The 20,190-nt window shown below is 62.9% G+C and carries 11 protein-coding genes; 1 reads left to right on the forward strand and 10 read right to left on the reverse strand.

From position 1 onward, the window contains the following. Positions 1-182 precede the first annotated feature (182 nt). The 6 genes from HG800_RS17480 to HG800_RS17505 form a co-directional block, all read right to left on the reverse strand. Positions 183-2,984 carry an NB-ARC domain-containing protein gene (locus tag HG800_RS17480; protein ID WP_169977922.1) on the reverse strand — a complete coding sequence of 934 codons (2,802 nt, stop codon included), beginning with the start codon at positions 2,982-2,984 and terminating at the stop codon, positions 183-185. Between the two features lie 27 nt (positions 2,985-3,011). Next, on the reverse strand, positions 3,012-3,428 hold the full coding sequence (locus HG800_RS17485) for a hypothetical protein (protein ID WP_169977923.1): 417 nt from the start codon (positions 3,426-3,428) through the stop codon (positions 3,012-3,014). Between the two features lie 993 nt (positions 3,429-4,421). Next, positions 4,422-4,976, reverse strand: a complete 555-nt coding sequence (locus HG800_RS17490) for a dihydrofolate reductase family protein (RefSeq protein ID WP_169977985.1) — start codon at positions 4,974-4,976, stop codon at positions 4,422-4,424. 460 nt (positions 4,977-5,436) lie between these two features. Beyond that, positions 5,437-9,600, reverse strand: a complete 4,164-nt coding sequence (locus HG800_RS28035; RefSeq protein ID WP_169977924.1) for a trypsin-like serine protease — start codon at positions 9,598-9,600, stop codon at positions 5,437-5,439. A 1,185-nt stretch (positions 9,601-10,785) separates the two neighbouring features. Then, positions 10,786-12,282 carry a sulfatase gene (locus HG800_RS17500; protein WP_169977925.1) on the reverse strand — a complete coding sequence of 499 codons (1,497 nt, stop codon included), beginning with the start codon at positions 12,280-12,282 and terminating at the stop codon, positions 10,786-10,788. A 77-nt stretch (positions 12,283-12,359) separates the two neighbouring features. Beyond that, positions 12,360-14,948 (reverse strand): alkaline phosphatase D family protein, encoded by a 2,589-nt coding sequence (locus HG800_RS17505; protein WP_169977986.1) that lies wholly within the window; start codon positions 14,946-14,948, stop codon positions 12,360-12,362. Between the two features lie 249 nt (positions 14,949-15,197). Here HG800_RS17505 and HG800_RS17510 point away from each other — a divergent pair, with 249 nt between their 5' ends. After that, positions 15,198-16,583, forward strand: coding sequence for a cytochrome P450 (locus HG800_RS17510; RefSeq protein ID WP_169977926.1), 1,386 nt, complete (start codon positions 15,198-15,200; stop codon positions 16,581-16,583). A 21-nt stretch (positions 16,584-16,604) separates the two neighbouring features. Here the strand turns inward: HG800_RS17510 and HG800_RS17515 are convergent, their stop codons facing one another. From HG800_RS17515 to HG800_RS17530, 4 genes are all read right to left on the reverse strand, one after another. After that, positions 16,605-17,453 (reverse strand): hypothetical protein, encoded by an 849-nt coding sequence (locus tag HG800_RS17515; protein WP_169977927.1) that lies wholly within the window; start codon positions 17,451-17,453, stop codon positions 16,605-16,607. A 9-nt stretch (positions 17,454-17,462) separates the two neighbouring features. Next, a complete protein-coding gene (locus HG800_RS17520) occupies positions 17,463-18,446 on the reverse strand; it encodes an NAD(P)/FAD-dependent oxidoreductase (RefSeq protein ID WP_169977928.1) in 984 nt (327 codons plus the stop codon). Positions 18,447-18,464: 18 nt separating this feature from the next. Further along, on the reverse strand, positions 18,465-19,712 hold the full coding sequence (locus HG800_RS17525; RefSeq protein WP_169977929.1) for an FAD-binding domain-containing protein: 1,248 nt from the start codon (positions 19,710-19,712) through the stop codon (positions 18,465-18,467). 106 nt (positions 19,713-19,818) lie between these two features. Beyond that, positions 19,819-20,160: a helix-turn-helix transcriptional regulator gene (locus tag HG800_RS17530; RefSeq protein WP_169977930.1), complete on the reverse strand. Its 342-nt coding sequence runs from the start codon at positions 20,158-20,160 to the stop codon at positions 19,819-19,821. Positions 20,161-20,190 lie beyond the last annotated feature (30 nt).

The following is a 20,190-nucleotide window of genomic DNA, read 5'->3' on the forward strand; positions in this document are numbered from 1 at the left end:
GCTCCCAACCTTGCCCATTTTCTCGACGGGGTGGCTGGGGTCATCCCGACCCCTGTTCGCTTCTGCTCCGATCAAGAAAAATAGATCGACATCACCCCAGCCACCTCACTGCAACCCAGAGCGAGAGGGCTTAAGCTCTGACACCAAAGAACATTCAGAATATCACCTTTTTTCCAACTTTATCACATCCACCATTTGCCCACCTTTTGAATCAATACCGCGATTTTCTGCAAACCCTCAGGCCCCATCAATTTATTCACGACCGGCGTAAGCATGATCAGATCGGAACATAATTCAGCGCGACCGTTCAGTGCAAGATCGTGAAGCGATTCACTCCACAGGGGGAGCAATTGATCGTGTGGCAACGTAGAAAGTCTTGGAGCGAGCGCCGCTAGTGCCAGGGAGCGGTGGTCAGAGTTGTCGATGGATCGTGCAATCCTCATCGCCGTACCGAACTGGTCATAATCTAGGTGTGGGGCAAGCCTCGCGAGAGCCTCTGCTCGCCCTTGCCCCCACAGGCGAAAGTCGAGTGTTGACGTCAGCGCCGAAGCAAGCATCTCACGCCGCTGGTCATGCTCCAAAAGCAAGGCATACGACGCCTCGTTCGAGATAATGTGTCCGACATCTCCATAGCGGTAAACGCTCCCCATCATCTCTTCGAGTTGGTCGCGGCCCAGTTCCCGACACCTCGCTGCCCAGTATTCAGCATCTCTAACACTCTCTTCGACGATAACTCCGGCCCGCTCGAGTGTTGCACTGAGCCGATGACGAGTCTGGTTACCGCTCAGAGTCGATTGCAAGAGCGAAAAGACTTCGCGTAGGTTGGCTGCGTCACCGATGGGCTTCGAAATCTCCGGGAGTGTTCCGGTAAATCCGTGCGGATGATCGCCCGTAGCGTTCAAGGGAAATGTTCTGTCCACTGCGACCCGCTCAGCGTCGTTCCTGATGCTGCTGGTTCCCGCTGGCGCGACACCGGATCCCTCATTCCGACCGTCGCCGTCCATGTACGATGCTAGGGTTTCTAGGGTTTGAGCTCTGCAAGCGGACCCAGCGGAACCCTGAACGATAGCAAGCGACTTGTTGAGTTGATTTCGATTCAGGTATGGCGCCAGCACAGCGAACAGATCGTTTTTTGTACCCGAATCGACGATACGGCGAGCGATCTCCAACGACTCGTCAAGCTGACTACTGTCCAAGTACGGAGCCAGCAATGCGAAGGCCTCCACTTCCTCGCCATCAACGCTGACATGATAAGTTCCCGTTAATGCAGCGTTAAGCACCTCGAGACGACCGTCGCGGTCCAGGTGTGGAACCAACGCCACCGCAGCCTCGGCCCGCCGGACGATATTTCGGATGTGGCGTACGAACGCCAGCAACTTGGCAACCGGCCAGGTTCGATTCTCGGCAATTGCCACCAGATGAGGGATCGGAATGTTATTGGCTAGGCTTACGATAGATGCCCGGATCAACGCGTAGCGACACTGACGCTCGAAGTGTATCGGTGAGGTGGACTCTCGAACCGCGCAATCGGCGAGTTCCCAGGCACGCTGGACGTCCGCGAGGAATGAATCAACGCGTTCTAATACATCACAGGCCTCGAACCACCCGTTCCTCCCCTCTGCCGTCTCCTCAGCGAGGAGGGAGTGGATTTCATCAATTCGGCCAGCTTGCTTCAAGTGCCACGTGAGATGGTCGTGAATGTACCCGTCGTCTGGAAGGGTATGCCACGGTTTGGAGCGCCCGCTTCCTCCAGCCTGATGAGTGCATCGTTTCTGGTAACGCTTAAGCAAATCGGCGTGTGCAATCGCGAACGGCGTTTTTTTCGGTGTTCCCAGCTGTTGGCCCAGCAAACTCTTTGCGTAGTCATGAATGAGGTCGTGCAAGCGGTATGATCGCCATTTGTCGTCCCCGACGCAGATTTTGGGCGCCGTCGTCAATAGGGCGAAATCCTCCAGAAACTCCAGACGACGGTCGGCCTCGACGGGTTCGACCCCCCAAAACGTGGCGGTCATCGGTGCGGTGATCGTGGCTTCGTCGGGGAGTATGCCGAATGCGAGGAATGCTTCTCGGGCCCATGGATGAGTCGCGTCGAGGGCATCAAGGCCGAGACGAATGCATGCTTCTATGCGACGTTCCAGGGGGTCTAACGCCTCTAGTTGGGCACATTCTCGTTCCAGGGCCTCGTGCAAATTGGCCCAGGTAATCCCCTTGGAAACCCGAGATGCCACAAGATCGAGTGCCAGCGGCAAATAGCCGACAGCTTCCGCAACTGGCAAGGCACCGTCCAGCCGTGCTCCGTCGACGTGCTCTTGGCCCAGTCGCTTGGCCAGAAACCTGATCGCTTCCTCCGGTGTCATCCCCTCAAGGGAAATAACTGAAGCACTGATCTCGTCGGCAACCGAGGCTCTCCGCGTCGTCACGAGGACTTGGCTCCCCTCGCATCCGACCAAGAACGGGCGGACATGCTCGGCCTTCCAGGCATTGTCGACGACGATCAGGACAGCCCGGTCGCCCAAAAGCCAACGCAAGTCGTCAGTGGCCGCCTCTAGAGTTGTTGGAAGGTTCGTATTGATGGACAAACGACCGACCCAACGCCGTAAATGTTCGAGTAAATCGGGGTCCTGCCCGAGTTCGACCCACAGGATACCGTCCCGGAAGCGGTCGCGGACTTCCGGGTCGTGGGCAAATGCATTCGCCAGAATCGATTTACCAGCGCCGCCCAGGCCGCGGATAGCGGTAATGGCCAACACGCCGCTCGGGCCAGCACCCGAGCCGAGGATTCGTTCTTTAAGGGAAGCCAGCGACTCGGACCGTTCTACATAACAATTTGGCAGAAGAAAGGGTCCACGGCCGAGCGTGGGGGTAGACTGAAAATTGGGAGATTTGCAGTAAATATTGGTTACTGGGGCGTTGTAGTGATGATCGCCAGTACTGAGCACCGCTCCATCAGCATCCCCCTGAACGGTAATGTTACGATCACCCATTGGTGTCATCCATCCACTAAATGCAGCCTACTTCCGATCGCCAGTACTCAGCTTGCTGCCCGTGACATTACCACCGACCTGGATATTCCGATCACCCCGGACAACCTGCTTCACCCCCTCAGACTGAGCCGCCGCCTCGGCCTCGGCAAGTAGGCGTGTGACCTCGCCGCGAAGCTGTTCCGAGCCCTCCAGTAACTTCCTCAACTGTAATGCCATTGCCGCGATCGCCTCTCGATCTTCGGGTGAGTCAGCCACGTCATTGCAGGCCTCATTGGCGGCCTCCTTTTGCTCTATCCGCTCGCGGAGGACTTGCCAGAGGATCTCGACCTTCTCCCAAGTTTGCTTCGCACCCCTGCCGATCGCTGCAGCGCCTTTGCCGAGCAACTCCGGCAGGAATGGAGCGAGAAAACATGCAACCGATGAAGCAAGAGACGCAGGATCCATCAATTTAGTCCTCTATGCGAATCGTCAGCCTCAGACCCTCGCCGATTCACGAGGATCTCTGATCCCACCTGAAATCAAGTCTAGCTGATTGTACTCAAGACATTGGGTGGAGTCTGGGAATCCAGCGAGAAAAGGTTCGTCGGGTGACACTGGTGGCGTGCCACCAATAATCGTCAGCCTCAATGCCGCCCAGGCCTCTCGTCCCTTGATCGACGGAATCAAGTCCCGCACCTTTGTTCCAACCGATCGACGTGCCTGGGGGTTGTGTCCAGCTCGGAAGCGCCTTCCCCAAGGAGACACGAGTGGCAAGACACCACCAAAGCCACCCAGATCCCTGAAGCCTTCGAGAGGATTTTGTGACTATTCCTACTCATTTCCTCGATCCTATCAGCGTGGGGCATTCACATCTCTCCGCCCGATTAGGGCGCGAGCGCCCCCCAATTCCTTTGCTCGGTCCGTCGTGTCACCGAGGCTCTTTGACAATCCGCACCGCGTCCACCACAACCACGCGACGCCATCCTTCCGGAAGACCTCAACGCCTCGGCGCTCGGAAACGCTCCCAGGGAATCCGGCCTAAGATGCCACTCCGTCCCGCCCGCAACGAACCCAGTTGCACTCACTCCGCACGCGCGAAACGAACCCATCGCCTCTGCCGTCGTTCTCGAAACGAACATGTTGTCGCCTCACCAAAAGTGGCGAAACGAACCCGATCGTTCCGGCTCCTACTCGTGCGAAACGAACCCGTTGTTCCAGGAGCCTCGTCACGAAACGAACCGCAACCATCGCTTCAACCTCCAACCAACGAAGGACTTTCAGCCCAACCCCGTAGCGCACCACAGCGCGCACCGAAGCGCACCGGACCGCGCACCTCACCCGCAGACAAGGCGCACCCGCCCGAAACCCTCGCCTCGCCGGAAGGCGCACCGAGAGGCGCACCTGAGGGCGCACGAAGAGACGCATGTGGCAGCGTGAGTCAGAGCCGAACCCTGCAACTCAACTCCTGCGGACCTGATAGCGCAGTTCCGCGAAGGCGTTGCCGACCTGCCTGACCGAAACCAGGCTCAATGGCGGATTGATGACCCGACGAGGAAAAAGCGGCTTTCCCGTGCCGAGGGTCACAGCGCTCACAGAAACGATGACCTCGTCCAGGAGTCCGGCGTCGTAGAATTGACCGGCCAGATCCCCCCCGCCGACGATCCAGACGTTCTTCTCCCCGGCGGCCGCACGCATGGCCGAGTGGATTGGCCGCACGTCGCCTCTCACGAATGACAGGTTCGCTCCCGCGACGGCCGGCAGACTCCTCGTCGAGAAGACACATGTCGGTTGGGTATACGGCCAGGCAGAGCCGGTCTCCGCTTCGACCTCCCGCGCATGGCGCAGCAGCCATTCATAGGTCGCCGATCCCATCGCCAATGCACCGACCTCGGCGATGAACGCGGGGTATCCCGCCTCGTCGGCATGACCGAGCGAAAACAGCCAGTCGAGCGAGTCATCTTCCGTCGCGATGAACCCGTCCAGGCTCGCGGCCGTGTAGTACTGGGTCTTCATGGAAATTAGCCAAGGCCCCCGCGTGAGTTGCGCCACCTCCCGCCCGACCCCAGCGGCCCAGCCCCTCGGGAGAAAGCCAAGCATACCAGGAGACCTCCGCACCGGGTGCCCCTGGTCACGTGTGTGCCACCCGTGATCCTCAGCCACACCGCCACCTCCGCCTCTCCTCCTTGTTCCACGGAATCAAGCCTCGAAGGGTCCGATGTGCCGGCCTCCGATCAGGGCCGACCCCAGAGACCGATCAGCTGAACCGGGGGCGACACGACCCAGCCACCCGCCGCTCGACATCGCGCCGACCTCCCTTGGATGGGAATGGTACGAGGGAACTCGGGAAGCCCCGACGAGTGACCCGTGCGGCAACGCAGGGCGGCCGCTTCCCCCAAACGAGGGTCGGCCGCCCTGTTCGCAATGCATCACGATGTCGCAAAACCCTGGGGACTCGCCCGAGGGCACGCTTCGATCAGACCGACCTGCCGCCTCGTCGGGCGAGCAAGCGGGCCATCGGCCCCAGACCGGCCGGGGTCGATTGCGGAGCGGAGCGAAGGCTCCAGTGCCTCGCCGGGGTCGGCTGGTGGATCGGTTGTTGCGTGGAGACAAGCGGCAACCTTCGTTTCGCCGGGGTCGGCCTCACAACCAAGGAAGGCTTGGTCCGTGGGGCCCAGGGGCGAGGACGCAAGGAGCCGTTGTGCACGGGAACATGAACCGGACTGGGAGCTGGCGTCTCGATCGGTGCCGGCTGGGCGAAGACCACGAAGTCGCAGACCTCGTCAGGGATGGCCGGTTCGACAAGGCCGCCGCGATGGCGGTCCTGGTTGTGCCCGCCATCGAGCGCCATGCGATCGCTTGATTGATGGCCGCGAATCCGGTGCGAGAATCCGATGTCATTGCCGACACCCGCCAGGACGGTCTCAACCAGACCATCATCGCCGGCGTCGAGAATGTTGTCGCCGTTCCCGCCATCGACGTGATCGAACCCGAGGCCACCGAGCATGACGTCGTTGCCGTCGCTGGGCAGGCTTGCGTTCCGCGGGCCGTGGACGGTGTTGGCGGTCTCGGGGGGGCCGCCGAGCATGACGTCGTCGCCATCACCGCCGTACATCGAATCGTCGCCGTTGCCGCCCCAGAGGGTGTCGTTCCCGGTGAGACCGAACATCAGATCGTTGCCGTCGTTGCCGTACAGGAAGTCGTCGCCGGCGCCGCCGACCATGGCGTCGTCACCGGCGCCGCCGTCGAGGGCATCGTTCCCGGCGGAACCCCAGATCTGGTCGTTCCCGGCGTCGCCGTGGAGGGTGTCGTCGCCGGCGTCGCCGACGATGGCATCGTCGTCATTGCCACCGCTGATCATGTCGTTGCCGTCAAGGTCGGGGTTGCCGGCTTCGCCGGGGGCGAGGCCGCCGCAGAGGCGATCGCGGCCGTCGCCGCCGTGAATGGTGTCGGCACCCAGGCCACCGTAAATGAGGTCGTCTCCTTCGTCGCCGAAGAGAACGTCATCGCCCAGGTTTCCCTGAATTTCGTCGTTGCCATCGCCGCCGTGGATGGTGTCGTCACCTTCATCGCCGAAGATCGCGTCCTCCCCTCCTTCGCCAAAGATGGTGTCGTTGCCCGCATTCCCGTTGAGAGTGTCATTGCCTTGACCGCTGGCGATCGGCTGCAGGCTCGATTCGCCGCAATCGGCGTCGGAATCGCCATAAATCAGATCATCACCGAGGCCCCCCGCGATGGTGTCGACCCCCGCACCACCGCCGATGGTGTCGTTCCCCGCGTCGCCATTGATGGTGTCGTTGCCGTCGTTCCCAGCGAGGAGGTCGTTGCCATCGCCGCCGTTGATGGTGTCGTCGCCACCGGCCCCGTAGATCGAGTCGTTGCCGGCACCACCGTTGAGCAGATCGTTGCCGTCGTTGCCGCAGATCTGGTCATCGCCATCGCCACCGTCGATAGTGAGCGGGCACAACCCGCCCGCGCCGGACAGGTTATCATTTCCACGGCCGCCATTGATCGTGCCGTTGGCCATGACGAAGTCGTTGCCGTCACCGGCATTGATGATCAGGCCGATCTCCTCCGACGCCTCGGGAGAGGCCATCACCGTGTCGTTGCCGGCATTCGTGTTCAGGGTCAGCACATCGTCGTTTGGCCCGACCGGGCAGCTCGCCATCGCGTTGAGGATCATGACGTTGGCGTTCTGCGTCTGCTCCACATTGACCATGCCCAGGCCCGGGGTCGTAATGCTGACCTCGTCGGCGATGTTCGGATTCTCAATCGAGACCGTATCGCGAACGGCATCGAGGCCCAGATCAAGCGTGACGAGTCGCACGTCCGTATCGCGGAGATTGCCGATCTGAATGTCGTCGGAACTTGTCGACGCGCCAAGGAAGATTGACTCGACCGTATGAATCCCCAGATTCCTCGACCCCACCGACGAGGTGATCACAACCCCGACTCCGTTCGCGAGAACGGCGAGATTGTTCCCGATGACCGCGGAGCCGAAGAAGTCCAGATGGTCGTTCCCCTCGCCCCCCTCGTACAGACCGCTGCCGCTGACGCTGATCAGCGTGTCCGATCCGGCATTGCCGTAAACCGAGTTCTGGCCAGAACCGCCAGTCAGCACATCATTGCCGTCGCCACCGTTGAGCACGAGCGAGCCGCTGAAGCCCGCGGCGTTGATCACGTTCGCCAGCATCCCACCCGTGAGAATCGCCTCTTCGACACCGCTCAGCAGGAGCGTTCCCTGCGAGTCACCCGTCGCTGAGTCAACACTGACCAACGATGTGTCGGAAAGAATCAGATCCGAATCGCCGGTCGCCTTGATCAGGTCTCCCGACCCCGTTCCAGCGTCGAACGTGAACGAACCGCCCGAGAACGGCAGGCGAAAATTGGTGCCGATGGTCAGCGTGTCGTTCCCACCGAAGGATCGAATCGTGAAGGTGTCCAGGTCTTCGGCCACCAGCGGAGTCAGGACGGTGAACTCGTCATTCTCGGAGAAAACGTCATCGGTTTCGATGATGAACTCGTCCACATCGAAGAACGTCACCGATTCAAACGCCACCCCCCCGTCATGCGTCCCCGTGACGATGTTCCGGTCGGGACCCGCGTGTGAGACGGTCAACACGGTTCGATCTGTCGTCTTCAGCATGAACGAGGCCACATTGCTGACCAGCAGTGGCTCAAGGTCCTCAAACGTGATCGTGCTGACAATCGATCCAGTGTCGACGTCGATCTCACCATCGCCCGTGTTGGATCCAGGGCGATAAACCAGATCATCGTCCCGACCGCTCCTTCGGATTCGGAGTTCGTCATTGCCGCGGCGTCCGTCGACGAACACCGGCAGATCGAGGTCACCCTCAATGATGAAGGCATCATCATCATTGGAACCGATCAGCCTGAGCTCGGTGACCTCGGCAAGGTCGACCGAACCCAGAGATCGACCATTCACGAAGATCGTGATATCATTATCCGTATTGTCGACAACCACGCTAATTAGGTCGGGCACACCGTTCTGGCCGTCGTCCTGGTCGTCCATATCCAGGGTCAACGGGCCGGCCTGTGTCAGGATCGGGTCAATGAAGCCCGTTGTGAACTGCGGTGCATACGCCCAGAAGTCAGAGGAATCGAAGTCGGCCCCGCCTCGCCCGTACGACGCGATGCCGATGATCGACCGGCCCACCAGCAGCGGGCCCCCCGAGTCACCCTGCCCCAGTGCCGCTTCCGACGTATCAAAACCGTCCGGCGGCTCCTGGAACAGTGCACCGATGATGCCGTTCTGGAACATCGAGCCGCCGTCACCGCCACTCAGATCGTCCGTGGATTCAAGCTGGTTATACCCGACGCGCTTAATGCCCGCGGTGCCGGTTTGCTGCCCCTCGGTCCCCGTGCCCGTGTTGCCATAACCGATGAGCTGCGAGCCTCGGAAGATGTACTCGAAGGTGTCACCCACGTTCGGCACGTTGGGGAAGGCACTATTGACGGTGATCACCTGGGTCGTGTCGTCAAGATTGCTGACCGTCCGGGCGAGGCCCGCGTTGGGCCCGTCAAGAAATCGAATGAGAATGTCGTTCGTGTTCCGGACATCGTTGGCGGTGATCATTCCACTGCTGTCAACGAACGAGTTTGCCGCGGGATTAGCCCCTACGGTGCCATCCTTGGGATCGGCGATCGAGAATCGCTCGGCACCCACGGGCGCATAGTTGGGCAGAATCATCACGGCGACGTCGAAGCCATCGGAGATGTTGTCGCCGCCTCCCCACATGGGATGAACAATCACGTTCGCCTGCGGAACGTTCATCCGAATGACGCGATCACCCGGCATGTTGAAGGTAACCGTGTAGTTCGTGCTATCAGCCACGCCGTCGCCGTCGTCATCGACACAATGCGCAGCCGTTAAGATGTGGCGGCCCGTCGGCAGCAATGATCCCGTGCAACCGCCCAGATTGGCAATTCCGTCGAACCCCGACCCAGGCAGGACCTGCGGTGGCACACCGATCGCGCCGATGACCGGGGTCACTCGGTCTTCAAGCCGCTCCAGGCTTGTGAAGAACCGCTTTCTTCGCCCCTCCTCCGCCGGACGTCGGCGAGCCGACCCGCGCAGCCCCGCTCGTCTCACTCGTTCGCTGCCCCGCTGACCGCTCATCGGTGAGTTCTCCCCTGGAGAGTTGGAATTCATCTCGCAGGTCTCCACCACCTCACCACAGACTCAAGCTTCACCAATGGCGAGATGAGGTTTGTGCCCTGAACGATCAGAACACCAATGAAATAAAATAACGTGTTGACATTTTCACGATGAAAATTCAGTCATAAGCCAACACGGAAAGAGCGCCGAGCATCTGGAGATTTTAGAGCCAAGTTCAAACTATCCCAAGTGGGCAGTAAAGGCAAAATAGAAAATCTGAGAATTTTAAATTGCCTGGGCTTTGTACAGGTTTTTTGCAGGTTAAGTAATCTTCATTGCCGAACCCGGCCTCAGCGACCTCAATCACAAGCCCGACTGGGCCAAAACACGAAAACAGGGCCAAACACGGAAACAGGGCCATTCTGCATAGCGGTCATAGGACGAGGCCGTCTTGCCCCGAAGCCACCTGGCTCGCATTCGGGACATTGAGTTTTCTCACTCCTCGAATTCCTTTCTGCCGGCCGTGCGAGCGGATTGCTTCCCTTCTCAGGGGATTTTGTGACTGTCTCTGCCCAATTCCACGATCCTATCAGCGTGGGGCATTCACCGGGCTCACCCGATCACCGCACGATTGACCCTCGCTACCTGGCTCGGTCCGTCGTGTCACCGAGGCTCTTTGACAATCCGCACCGCGTCCACCTCAATCACGCAACCACCTTCCTTCCGGAAGACCCCAACGCCTCGGCGCCCGAAACGCCTCCCAGGGCATCCGGCCCACGATGCCAGTCCTCCCCGCGCGCAACGAACCCAGTTGCGTTCACTCTGCCCGCGCGCAACGAACCCATCGCCTCCGCCGTCGTTCTCGAAACGAACCGGTAGCTCCCTCACCAACTGCGGCGAAACAAACCCGATCGTTCCGGCTCCAACTCGTGCGAAACGCACCCGTTGTTCCCAGAGCCTCGTGACGAAACGAAAGTCTTTAATCCGCCCAAAATTCGTCCAGCAAATGACTTCCAGCACGGCACCGAAGCGCACCAAACCGCGCACCGCGGCGTACCAAGCCCGAAACCAGGGCACACCGGCCCGTCTCGCTCGCCTCGCCGGAAGGCGCGCCCAACGGCGCACTGAGAGCCGCACCCGGCGGCGCCCCCGAGCCAAGGGGATCGGGATCGAGCCGCCGGGACAAGCCCCGAACGAGGACCAGAATCAGGGGTTGGTCAGGTTCGGCATCCAGAGGGTCCCCTGGACTTCCGGAATTTCTCCCGAGGGGGGATAGGTCGATTGAACCGCCTCACGGAGCAACCGGGAAAGCTCGGTGATCGTCTCCACATGGTTCGGGCAGTCGGCCAGGTTGGTCTGCTCGCGGGGGTCGGCCTCGTGGTCGTAGAGTTCGATCCCGCGGTTCCCCTCGTCCCACTCGGTGTAGCGCCATCGGGGGGTCCGGATCGAGTAGCCGAAGAACCTCCCCTGCCCGCCGCCGCCCCGGGTCACCTGGCTGAGCGACCAGCCGCGGCCGGGCTCGTTGGGGTCCTTCAGGATCGGGACGAGGCTCTGACCCTGCAAGTTCTCCGGCGCCTCGACCCCGCACAGTTCGGCCAGCGTCGGGTACAGGTCGATCAGCCCAACCGGGGCGGGAGCGACCGTCCCCCCCTTCGAGACTCCCGGAGCCGCGATGATCAAAGGGACCCGGGCACTCTCCTCGAACAGGCTCATCTTCTGCCAGAGGCCATGCTCGCCCAGGTGATAGCCGTGGTCACTGGTCATGACGACGATCGTATTCTCGGCCAGGCCGAGCCGGTCAAGCGCATCGAGCACCCGGCCCACCTGGGCATCCATGAAGCTGATGCTGGCGTAGTACGCCTGAATCGCCTCGCGGCGCAGTGCGTCGGTCAGCTTGTCCTGCTCGCGTTTGTAGCTCATCAGGCCGGGGGGCGGGATGTCCTTCTGATCCTCCTCCACTCCTTCCACCAGAGGGATTTGATCCACGGGATACTGCTTGAAGTATCCCTCCGGCGCCACATACGGCGTATGAGGCCGGTAGAACCCCACCGCCAGGAAGAAGGGCCGATCGGCTTGCCGGGCGCACCGTTCAAGGACCCACTCGGCATCACTCGCCATGATGCCGTCGGTGTGGTACTCGTCGCTCTTGGGAGAGGCATACCAGCTCAACGTGCCGCCGAACTGGCCGGGGGTGAGGGTGAAGATCTTCGGCTCCTCCTCCAGCCGATCGACCCCGGCCGGGTTCAGTTCCAGCTCCCAGGAACCCGGGTCATCATGCCCGTTCGTTCCCACCGACCGAGGCACCCCGTAGTGATACAGCTTCCCAATCCTCGCGGCGAAGTAGCCGTCGAGCCGGAACGCCTGCGGCAGGCTGACCTGCGACGGAATCGACTGCCGGAAGATCTGGGCATTCGCATGAATGCCGGTACTGTTGGGATAAAGCCCCGTGAGCATCGAGTTCCGGCTCGGCCCGCAGAGCGGGAACTGGCAATAGGCCCGGTCGAACCGCACCCCTCTCGCGGCGAGGCGGTCGAGATTGGGTGTTTTCATCTGCGGATGACCATACGTGTTCAACGCATTGTTCAGGTCATCGGAGATGAGAAACAGGACGTTCGGCCGATCAGCCGCACCAGCCGAGGGGAACGGGACCAGGGCGATCACCCCCACCAGCACACCCAACCGCAAGGCGAACCCATAAGACATGACTGACCCTTTCCTCAAACGGTGTTCGACTCGATGCGACCATCACGAACCCAGGGCGAAACCGAAACCGAAACGACTCAAAGCGTGATCTCGATCGTGGCGTCGTTCCCCTTCCGGGCCTCTACACCGCGCTGCTCGGCCGATCGGCCCGACTCGGGATCAACGACCCGAATCGTGTACACCCCTTCGGCAAACGTGAAGGGCCGCCAGCGCGATCCGGTCAGGCGAATTCCATAGACTGGCTCATTTATGGATTCGTCGATCACACGCACGACGGGTCGATCAACCCCTCGGACGACGACCTCGGGCAAGTCGGCCTGAGCCACTCGGGCCCCGCCGTTGTCGAGCTGCGATACCGTGACCGGCCAGCCGGGGAACTGGGTGCCCGGCTCGGTCGGGTCGGCCAAGAGGGGCCAGCATTCGACCGTGATTGTCCGGTCGGCCTTGTGAAACCGGACGACGCCGAAGCCGGCCGACTTGTCCGTCTCGGCCTCCAGCACGCCGACGCCTGGCCTGCGGTCCGGCTTCGGATTGGCACAGGCCAGGACGGTCAAGGGATGGTCGAAGCTGTCCCGGAAGTCGCCCAGCTCCTTGGGAGCGCCGCTCGGGCGGTTCTCCCCCGGCGACTCGGGCCAGAACCACCGAGGATACAGGTTGTTCACCGCCGGGCTGGCAAAGGCGACCCCGGCGTCTCGGTGCTCGTCGATTCCATAATGGACGACGGCCGGCAGGTGCTGGTCGCCGGCCAGGTGGAAGGCAAAGGCACGCCGCAAGGCCCGGACGGCCTCATCGCGGGGGGTCTGCGGCCAGGCGTTGGTATCGTAGTCGGCGATGAGGCGGTTGTCCGGCTGACCATGATGCGTGGCCATCGCCGTAAAGATCGTCTGGGAGATGGCGGCCTTCATCTCAACCCCCTGCCAGTCGTCGGCCCAGGCTTCGAGGAACCGGAGTTGCGGATCGCCCAGCAATTCCAGGCCGGGACGGTCGGCGGTCTCCGGGTCGAAGTCGGGGTCGACCACGTGGTCGGCTCGGCCGCTGGTGGTGGGGGGCACCTTGCCGTCCGGGCCGCTCTTGTACTGGCGATCGGCCAGGATGGCGAAGCCAATGCCGCCGTAGGTCAGCGGGCCGTAATAGCCGGTGATCCCCTGAAGGCCCGGCTCGGCAGGGGAATCAGGATGGTGGGCCGTCTCGATCGCATGCACCACGTTGACGAACTCGGCCATCTGCTTGTACCCCCCCTTGGACTCAGCCTCGGAGGTGTTGCCGGGGGCCTTCTTGCCGCCTTCGCCCCAGAGGTTGCCATGGTAGACGTCGTGATCGTCGGGGATGGCAATGCTCGGGCGGTCTCGGGTCACGTCGCGCCAGGTCCAGCCATGCTGATACCACTTGCGCATCAGGTCGAGCAGGGCGATGTCCACGTCGTTCCGCTCGACACCAAAGCCGCCGGTCGACTCGTAGAACTGGTCGCCGGTGAAGACGATCAGGTCGGGGTCGAGCTTCGCCACACTCGCCACGCACGCCTCGTTCGGGAAGGCGTAGTGGGCGTTACAGGAGATGTCGGCCACGGTCAGGACATCCGCCTCGACCGGGTCACGGCGGATGAGGCCCTCGAAGGTATCCTCTCGGCCCGAACCGTCTGTGAATTTCTCAACATACGAGATTCTGTAAGGAATATTGATCTGATCATCCCAACCCTCAACCCTGAAGGTGGCAAGGAACGACCGGGGGTCGATGGTCGCCTCGGCGACCTGCGTCCAGGAGCCGTCTCGATCGACGAGCAGGCGGATCGAATGCTCATCCTCCGGGCCAAGGGGGGGCATCTGCACCGACATCTTCATCGTACCGCCGTGCAGAGTGTACTGGTTAAAGAGGATCGGGCCGAAGCGACGGTCGTCGTGGGCGTCGACCTTCGAGCCGGAGACGGTCCAGTCGGCAAACCACCAGGTTCCGGCCGGGGGAAGGTTCGCGTTGTTTGCCTGCTGCGCCGCGGGACGAGGAGGGCCGAAATTGCTCATGAGGGCGAGGTTGCCGACCAGCGATGCTCCCGGCACTCCCGAACGCTCGACGGAGCCCAGCACTCGACCGTCGGTCGGATCGAGGGCGGAGAGCGTCAGGTGGAATCCGTTCCCCTCAGGGTCGATCGCGAGGCGAAGTTCGACCGCTTCGGCATTCAGGTCGACCGGTGCCGAGACGGCCTCGGGGCCGTCACCGAGGAACAGCCGGCCGTTGGTTCGCAGACCGGCCGGGAATCCCGAACCGTGCACGAGGTTGTTGCGGTAGTCTCCCAGCGGCCCCCGGACGCCAACTTCGAAGCCGGCCGATCCGCTCGCCTCGGCCAGCGGGCCGCCGTCGATCGAGCCGAGCTGGACGCTCATCCGAAGCGTTCCCGAGCGATTGGCCAGGTCATGCGTCAAGAGATGCAGCGATCGGCCGGTGGCGGGCCGAAAGCATTCCAGCCGGCCACCCCGAATGCGCCAGTCCTGAAGCGGGTTGGACCAGAAGGCGGCGCCGGGCCAGACGCGATCAGGGACGAGGTCCCAACGGCTCCGGAACTCGGATGTCGGGGCGTCCTCGGCGCGTCCGGATCGCGGCAGGGCCGAGAGGGCCGCAGTCGCCGCGGCGGAGTCGACGAGGAACGACCGGCGAGAAACGGAAGGCTTAGTCATGATGGGAGAGGCTCGGTACGGATCAGGGCGAGGTGGCCGGCCAACGGTGGTCGGGGACGTTCCCCCGAGACCTTGGTCATGGTAATGCGTCCGAAGGGCCGGGGGAACCCATCGGATTGCCCGCTCGACGCCGAAACGGTTCTCGCGGTAAGGTCGATGCCGGAATGGCCCTTGATCCGGAACCATCCTGATCGAGGATTGACCCGAGTCAGGGGCCCAGCATGTCTCGATCTGTCGGAACCCTTCGCCATGAGTCCCTCCCCCACTAGCGAACTGATCCGGGGCCAGCGTCCTCCCGGCCCGACCGGGCGATGGCTTTCCGGGAACATCCAGCCCTTCCGGAACGACCGGCTCGCGTTCCTGACCGACTGTGCCCAGCGATTCGGAGACGTGGTCGCCCTGCGGCTCGGCCCGAGGAGGATCTGGGCCCTGAATCACCCGGATCTGGTCGAGGACGTGCTCGTCCGCCACAATCGCATCTTCACGAAACACTTCGCCCTCAGGGCCGCCAAGCCGACCCTCGGCGAGGGCCTTTTGACCAGCGAAGGGGAGTTCTGGCGCCGCCAGCGAAGGCTCTCGCAACCGGCATTTCACCGCGACCGGATCGCCGGCTACGGCGACGTGATGGTCGCGTACACCGATCGGATGCTCCGATCGTGGGCCGACGGCCAGCAGAGAGACGCTCAGGCCGACATGATGCAGTTGACCCTGGAGATCGTCGCCAAAACACTCTTTGATGCCGATATCGTGAAGGGGGCGGCCGATATCGCCGAGGCGATGGAAGTCCTCATGGTCAACTTCACCCGCAAGGTGAACCGACTCGTCCCCTTGCCGGGCTGGCTGCCGGTGCCGGAGAACTTCCGGTTCTGGAGGGCGATGGGCGTGGTCAACCAGACGCTCGACGCCATCATCTCCGGCCGTCGGCGCGAGGAGCGCGATCGGGGCGACCTGCTCTCGATGCTCCTGCTGGCGAGCGATCCCGAGGGGGACGGCTCGGGGATGTCTGACCGGCAGCTTCGCGATGAGGTCGTCACCCTGTTCATGGCCGGTCACGAGACGACGGCCAACACCCTGGCGTGGGCCTGGCTCTTGCTGGCGAAGCATCCGGAGATCGAAGCGCGCTTACACGACGAGCTGGACGAGGTACTCGACGACGGCCGGCCGCCAACGGTCGCCGACCTGCCGAGGCTCCGTTACACCGACATGGTCATCACCGAGACGCTCCGGGTCTTGCCGACCGTTTGGCTCCTGGGCCGCGAGGCGACCGAGGAGGTTGAGATCGGGGGATATAAAGCACCCACTGGCACAACCATGTGGATGAGCCAATGGGTGATCCATCGGGACCCGCGATGGTTCGACGAGCCGGAAACCTTCCTCCCCGATCGCTGGGCCGATGGCCTGGCCCGCCGATTGCCCCGCTATGCGTATTTTCCGTTCGGAGGCGGGCCGAGGATTTGCATCGGCAATCACTTCGCTCAGATGGAGGCCGTCTTGCTGCTGGCGACGATCGCCCGGCGATTCCGTCTGATCGTTCCCGAAGGATTCACTCCCCGGCCCATTCCGACCATGACCCTGCGGCCCGAAGGAGGGCTTCCGGTGCAGCTTGAGGAGCGTCGGCCTGCTTCAAATGATTGAAATCCGAACACTTAATCATTTCTAGTTCCATTGAACGATTCCCATGTGCATCGAGACGGCCCAGACCAGGAAGACCCGCGAGTGGAGTCGCCAGCGCCAGGGGGAGGAGGTCTGGAGCCCGGTCAGGTGGGGGGCGATGCTCGGGTCGTGCCGCAAGGCGGCGAGGATCTGGTTCGGGTGCAATCCGTGGTAGTGGGAGCCGGAGCGGAGAAGCCAGGGGAGGAGATCGGCCAGCCGCTCATCGGGGGTGTCCGGCAAACTCGGGAAGCACTTCGAGGAGGCGATGTCGGTGATGAGGGTCGCCCGGCCGACCGGACCGGCCAGGCGGGCGAGCAGGCGGAGATGGCCCCGGCGGATCGCCTCCATCACGGCTGTTCCTCGCGGATGGTGGTCGCCGAGGGCGTGGGCGGTGGTGTCGGTCAACTGGCTCAGCAGGCAGGTGGAGGCGACGTGGTCGAACGGCCCCGGTAGGACCAGCGGAACCCGGTTGCCGGGCCAGTTCGCCAGGGCGTCGAGGTCGGCCGGGCGGACCTCGGCGCGGGGGGACCAGGAGGCAATCGTCTCGACCATCGCGGTCAGGTCAAGCCCGCCGTGGAGGTGGATTCCCGGATGGTCGGCCACCCCTTGTCGGGCGACCCCTTCGCCGAGGGCCGTCGGGTCGAGGTCGACGAGATGGACCTCGCGGTAGCCTTCCAGAAGGGTCGGTAGGTCGAGGTCGTTGGTATTTCCCGCACCGAGGATACAGAGCCGTCCTCCCGGAGCCGAGGTGAGCAGGGTCGAGACCTGGCGACGGTGATCGGCGAAGGTGTCCCACTGACTGCGGGTTGAGGTGTTGAACCCGGCCTGTCGCTGGCGAGGATCGTGGAGCATCGACATTCGTCACGGGAAGGATTCGATCAACGCCTGAGCACAGGCGAATCCGCTCTGAAAGGCCCCCTCGATCGACCCGAGCAAGGCCCAATCGCCACAGGCGGCCAGGTGGGCTTCGGGGTCGATCAGGCAAGGTGTTCCCAGGGGGTCAACCGGCTGGGCAAAGAGCCATCGGTGGAGCGACTCGACGCGAGGCGGGCCGAGGAGGATCGCAAAGGTCTCCTCGGCGGCGGCTCGCAGAAACCGGGCGACCTCCGAGGGATCGCGATCGCGGTGGGCCTCGGACCAGGCGTGATTCGCCTGGAGAACCAGGGCGGGCGACTCCGGTCGGCCCGGCTTGCTCTGCTCGTTTGACGCCCACCGCAGGACGGGATGATCGCATCGGATGCCGTCGAACGGCAAGACGGTTCCGTCCTCGGGGGTGGTCATCCAGGCGAAGCAGACAGCCATCGGAATCGATTCGAGGGTCGCTGCCAGTGACGAATGCTCGCGAAGCAAGGCGGCGGCCTGCGCGGGGGGAGCCGTCACGATGACTGCGTCGAACGTCCCGAATGAGGAGCCGTCACGAGCGATGATCGTCCAGGAGTCCGCCGATTGTTCGATTCGATCGACATGAACGCTCATCCGGACGTCGATCCCTTCGGCCAGCCTCTGGCCGATCGTCCCCATGCCGGGGACGCCGACGAACCGGGGAGATTCGGGAAGCTCCGGGATCAAAAGGCCCGATTCGAAGCGAGCGAAGCGGCCTTGCCAGACATCAAGGCAGGACGATGCGCCCGAAGCTTCCAGAAACGTCTGGAAGGTGGGGTCGGTGATCGAAAACCAGGGGGGGCCGTGATCAAAGGAGAGCCCGTCCATCGACCGGGTCGAGGCGCGGCCTCCGGGGCGCCGCCCTTTGTCGAGAACGACGACGGAGTGCCCGCACTCACGCAACCGACGGGCGGCGGTCAGCCCGGCAATCCCAGCCCCGATGATCCCGAAACGCTTGGGCATGAGTCGATTTCTCTCGGATCAACGGAGCGTCATCAATCCGAGGCGGTCGAGGACCTCTGGAATCTCGGACTTGAAGCGGAAGAAGCCGGCGGTGGCAAAGGGCCAGAAGGCGTCATCCCACTCCTTGCGGAGCACGGCGAGCGTGATGCCAGCCTCTCGAAGCGGCTCGCGGAGTGCATCGACCCGCTCTCGGGCGGGCCCCTGGGGAGACTCGGCGGTGACGATCCGGTCGATGCCGTGCCGCTTCGCCCAGTTGAGGACCGGTTCGAGCCAGTCGCCGATCGGGTCGAGGCGATCGGTCGGGGCGTCGAAGACCCGAGCGGCGCGATCGAGGGCGTCGTCCATCGCTCCGTGGGTAAAGGCACGCGGCAAGGGGCCGACGGGCATCGGCGAGCGGTCGTCGAGGTTGACGATTCCGGCAAGGGCCACGACCTGATCGGGGTCGAGGCCGAGGGTGGTGGGATCGAGGTCGTCCTCGGTCACGAGCAGACCGACCGGGCCCTGGCCGGGGCGATCGGCCGGAGGCAACGGTCGGGGGCGAGGGGGAGGAGGGCCGGGGATCGGCTCGGCGGTCGTCGTAAATCGCTCGGTGGGACGGAACCGACCGGACGTGAAGCGGGCAATATTCCCGGCGCTGGCCAGATAGGTTTTCCCCTGCGTCTGAAGCCCGGCCACCCATCGCCAGGAGAGGGTGTTCGAGGCCGGGTCGCCGTCGAGGAGGTGGCGGAGGAAGAAGTCGGCCCCAAGGGCCCAGGGAAGACGCAGGGTGAAGATCCAGAGGCTCGCGAACCACATGCGGGCATGGTTGTGCAGATAGCCGGTCGAGATCAATTCGTCGGCCCAGTGATCGAGGCATTCGATGCCGGATCGGCCGGAGATGGCGGCCTCCCAGCGATCGCGGAGGCGGCGGTCGCGCTCCAGCTCCGCGAGAAGGTCAACGACGTCGGACCGGTAGGATCGCCAGACTCCCGGCCGGAGTTCGAGCCAACCTTTCCAGTAGGTCCGCCAGCAGACCTCCTGGACGAATTTCTCGGCCTGAGCGAGAGAATACCGCTCCAGCACCTCGCCGATGACTTCCTCTTCCCGAACGAGGCGATGACGGAGGTACGGGGAGAGGGTGGAAACGTGAGAATGCTTGCCCGGGCCTTCGTCGAAATTGCGGGAATCGGCATACGCCCTGCCGGCGCGGGGCAGAAAGGCGTTGAGGCGGCGGAGGCCCTCGGCGCGGGTCGGGGTCCAGGGGGACGAAGCAGAGGCGTCGGCCATCGACGATTTCTCAACAACAGCGGCATCGGGTCCCGGGCGGGAGATGTCTCCCGATACCCTAGGCACCCTGTCGAAAAGCGTCCAGCCGACGGAGGATGCCCAACGATCAGCGGTCGGAGGTTGGCGACTCCGTTCGGCCCCCAGGGCCAAGGATGAGATCCAGAAGCACGCGGACCTCGCGATGGGCCTCGACCGGATGGCGCAACGGCAGTTCGGCGTGGACCTCGTACCGATTGCGACGCCCTTCCCGCACCCGAGAGAGATACCCCCCCTGCTCCAGATCGGCCACGATCCGCTGCACCGCTCGCTCGGTAATGCCGACCCGTTCGGCCACCTCGCGTAAAAGACTTTCCGGCTCTCGCGCGATGCAAAGCAAGACGTGGGCATGGTTACTGAGGAATGTCCAGTCGCTCCCTCCGGTGGTTTTCGAAATTGGCTCATCTCCCATCGCTTGACTCCCGATGGAATATGCGATAGA

The organism is Tautonia rosea (assembly GCF_012958305.1).
In the GTDB taxonomy this organism is placed as follows: domain Bacteria; phylum Planctomycetota; class Planctomycetia; order Isosphaerales; family Isosphaeraceae; genus Tautonia; species Tautonia rosea.

Coding starts and splice junctions, on each gene's coding strand:
- HG800_RS17490 (WP_169977985.1), bottom strand. CDS start 4,976: ATGAAGACCCAGTACTACACGGCCGCGAGCCTGGACGGGTTCATCGCG.
- HG800_RS17515 (WP_169977927.1), bottom strand. CDS start 17,453: ATGCTCCACGATCCTCGCCAGCGACAGGCCGGGTTCAACACCTCAACC.
- HG800_RS17520 (WP_169977928.1), bottom strand. CDS start 18,446: ATGCCCAAGCGTTTCGGGATCATCGGGGCTGGGATTGCCGGGCTGACC.
- HG800_RS17500 (WP_169977925.1), bottom strand. CDS start 12,282: ATGTCTTATGGGTTCGCCTTGCGGTTGGGTGTGCTGGTGGGGGTGATC.
- HG800_RS17525 (WP_169977929.1), bottom strand. CDS start 19,712: ATGGCCGACGCCTCTGCTTCGTCCCCCTGGACCCCGACCCGCGCCGAG.
- HG800_RS17480 (WP_169977922.1), bottom strand. CDS start 2,984: ATGGGTGATCGTAACATTACCGTTCAGGGGGATGCTGATGGAGCGGTG.
- HG800_RS17485 (WP_169977923.1), bottom strand. CDS start 3,428: ATGGATCCTGCGTCTCTTGCTTCATCGGTTGCATGTTTTCTCGCTCCA.
- HG800_RS28035 (WP_169977924.1), bottom strand. CDS start 9,600: ATGAGCGGTCAGCGGGGCAGCGAACGAGTGAGACGAGCGGGGCTGCGC.
- HG800_RS17530 (WP_169977930.1), bottom strand. CDS start 20,160: ATGGGAGATGAGCCAATTTCGAAAACCACCGGAGGGAGCGACTGGACA.
- HG800_RS17510 (WP_169977926.1), top strand. CDS start 15,198: ATGAGTCCCTCCCCCACTAGCGAACTGATCCGGGGCCAGCGTCCTCCC.
- HG800_RS17505 (WP_169977986.1), bottom strand. CDS start 14,948: ATGACTAAGCCTTCCGTTTCTCGCCGGTCGTTCCTCGTCGACTCCGCC.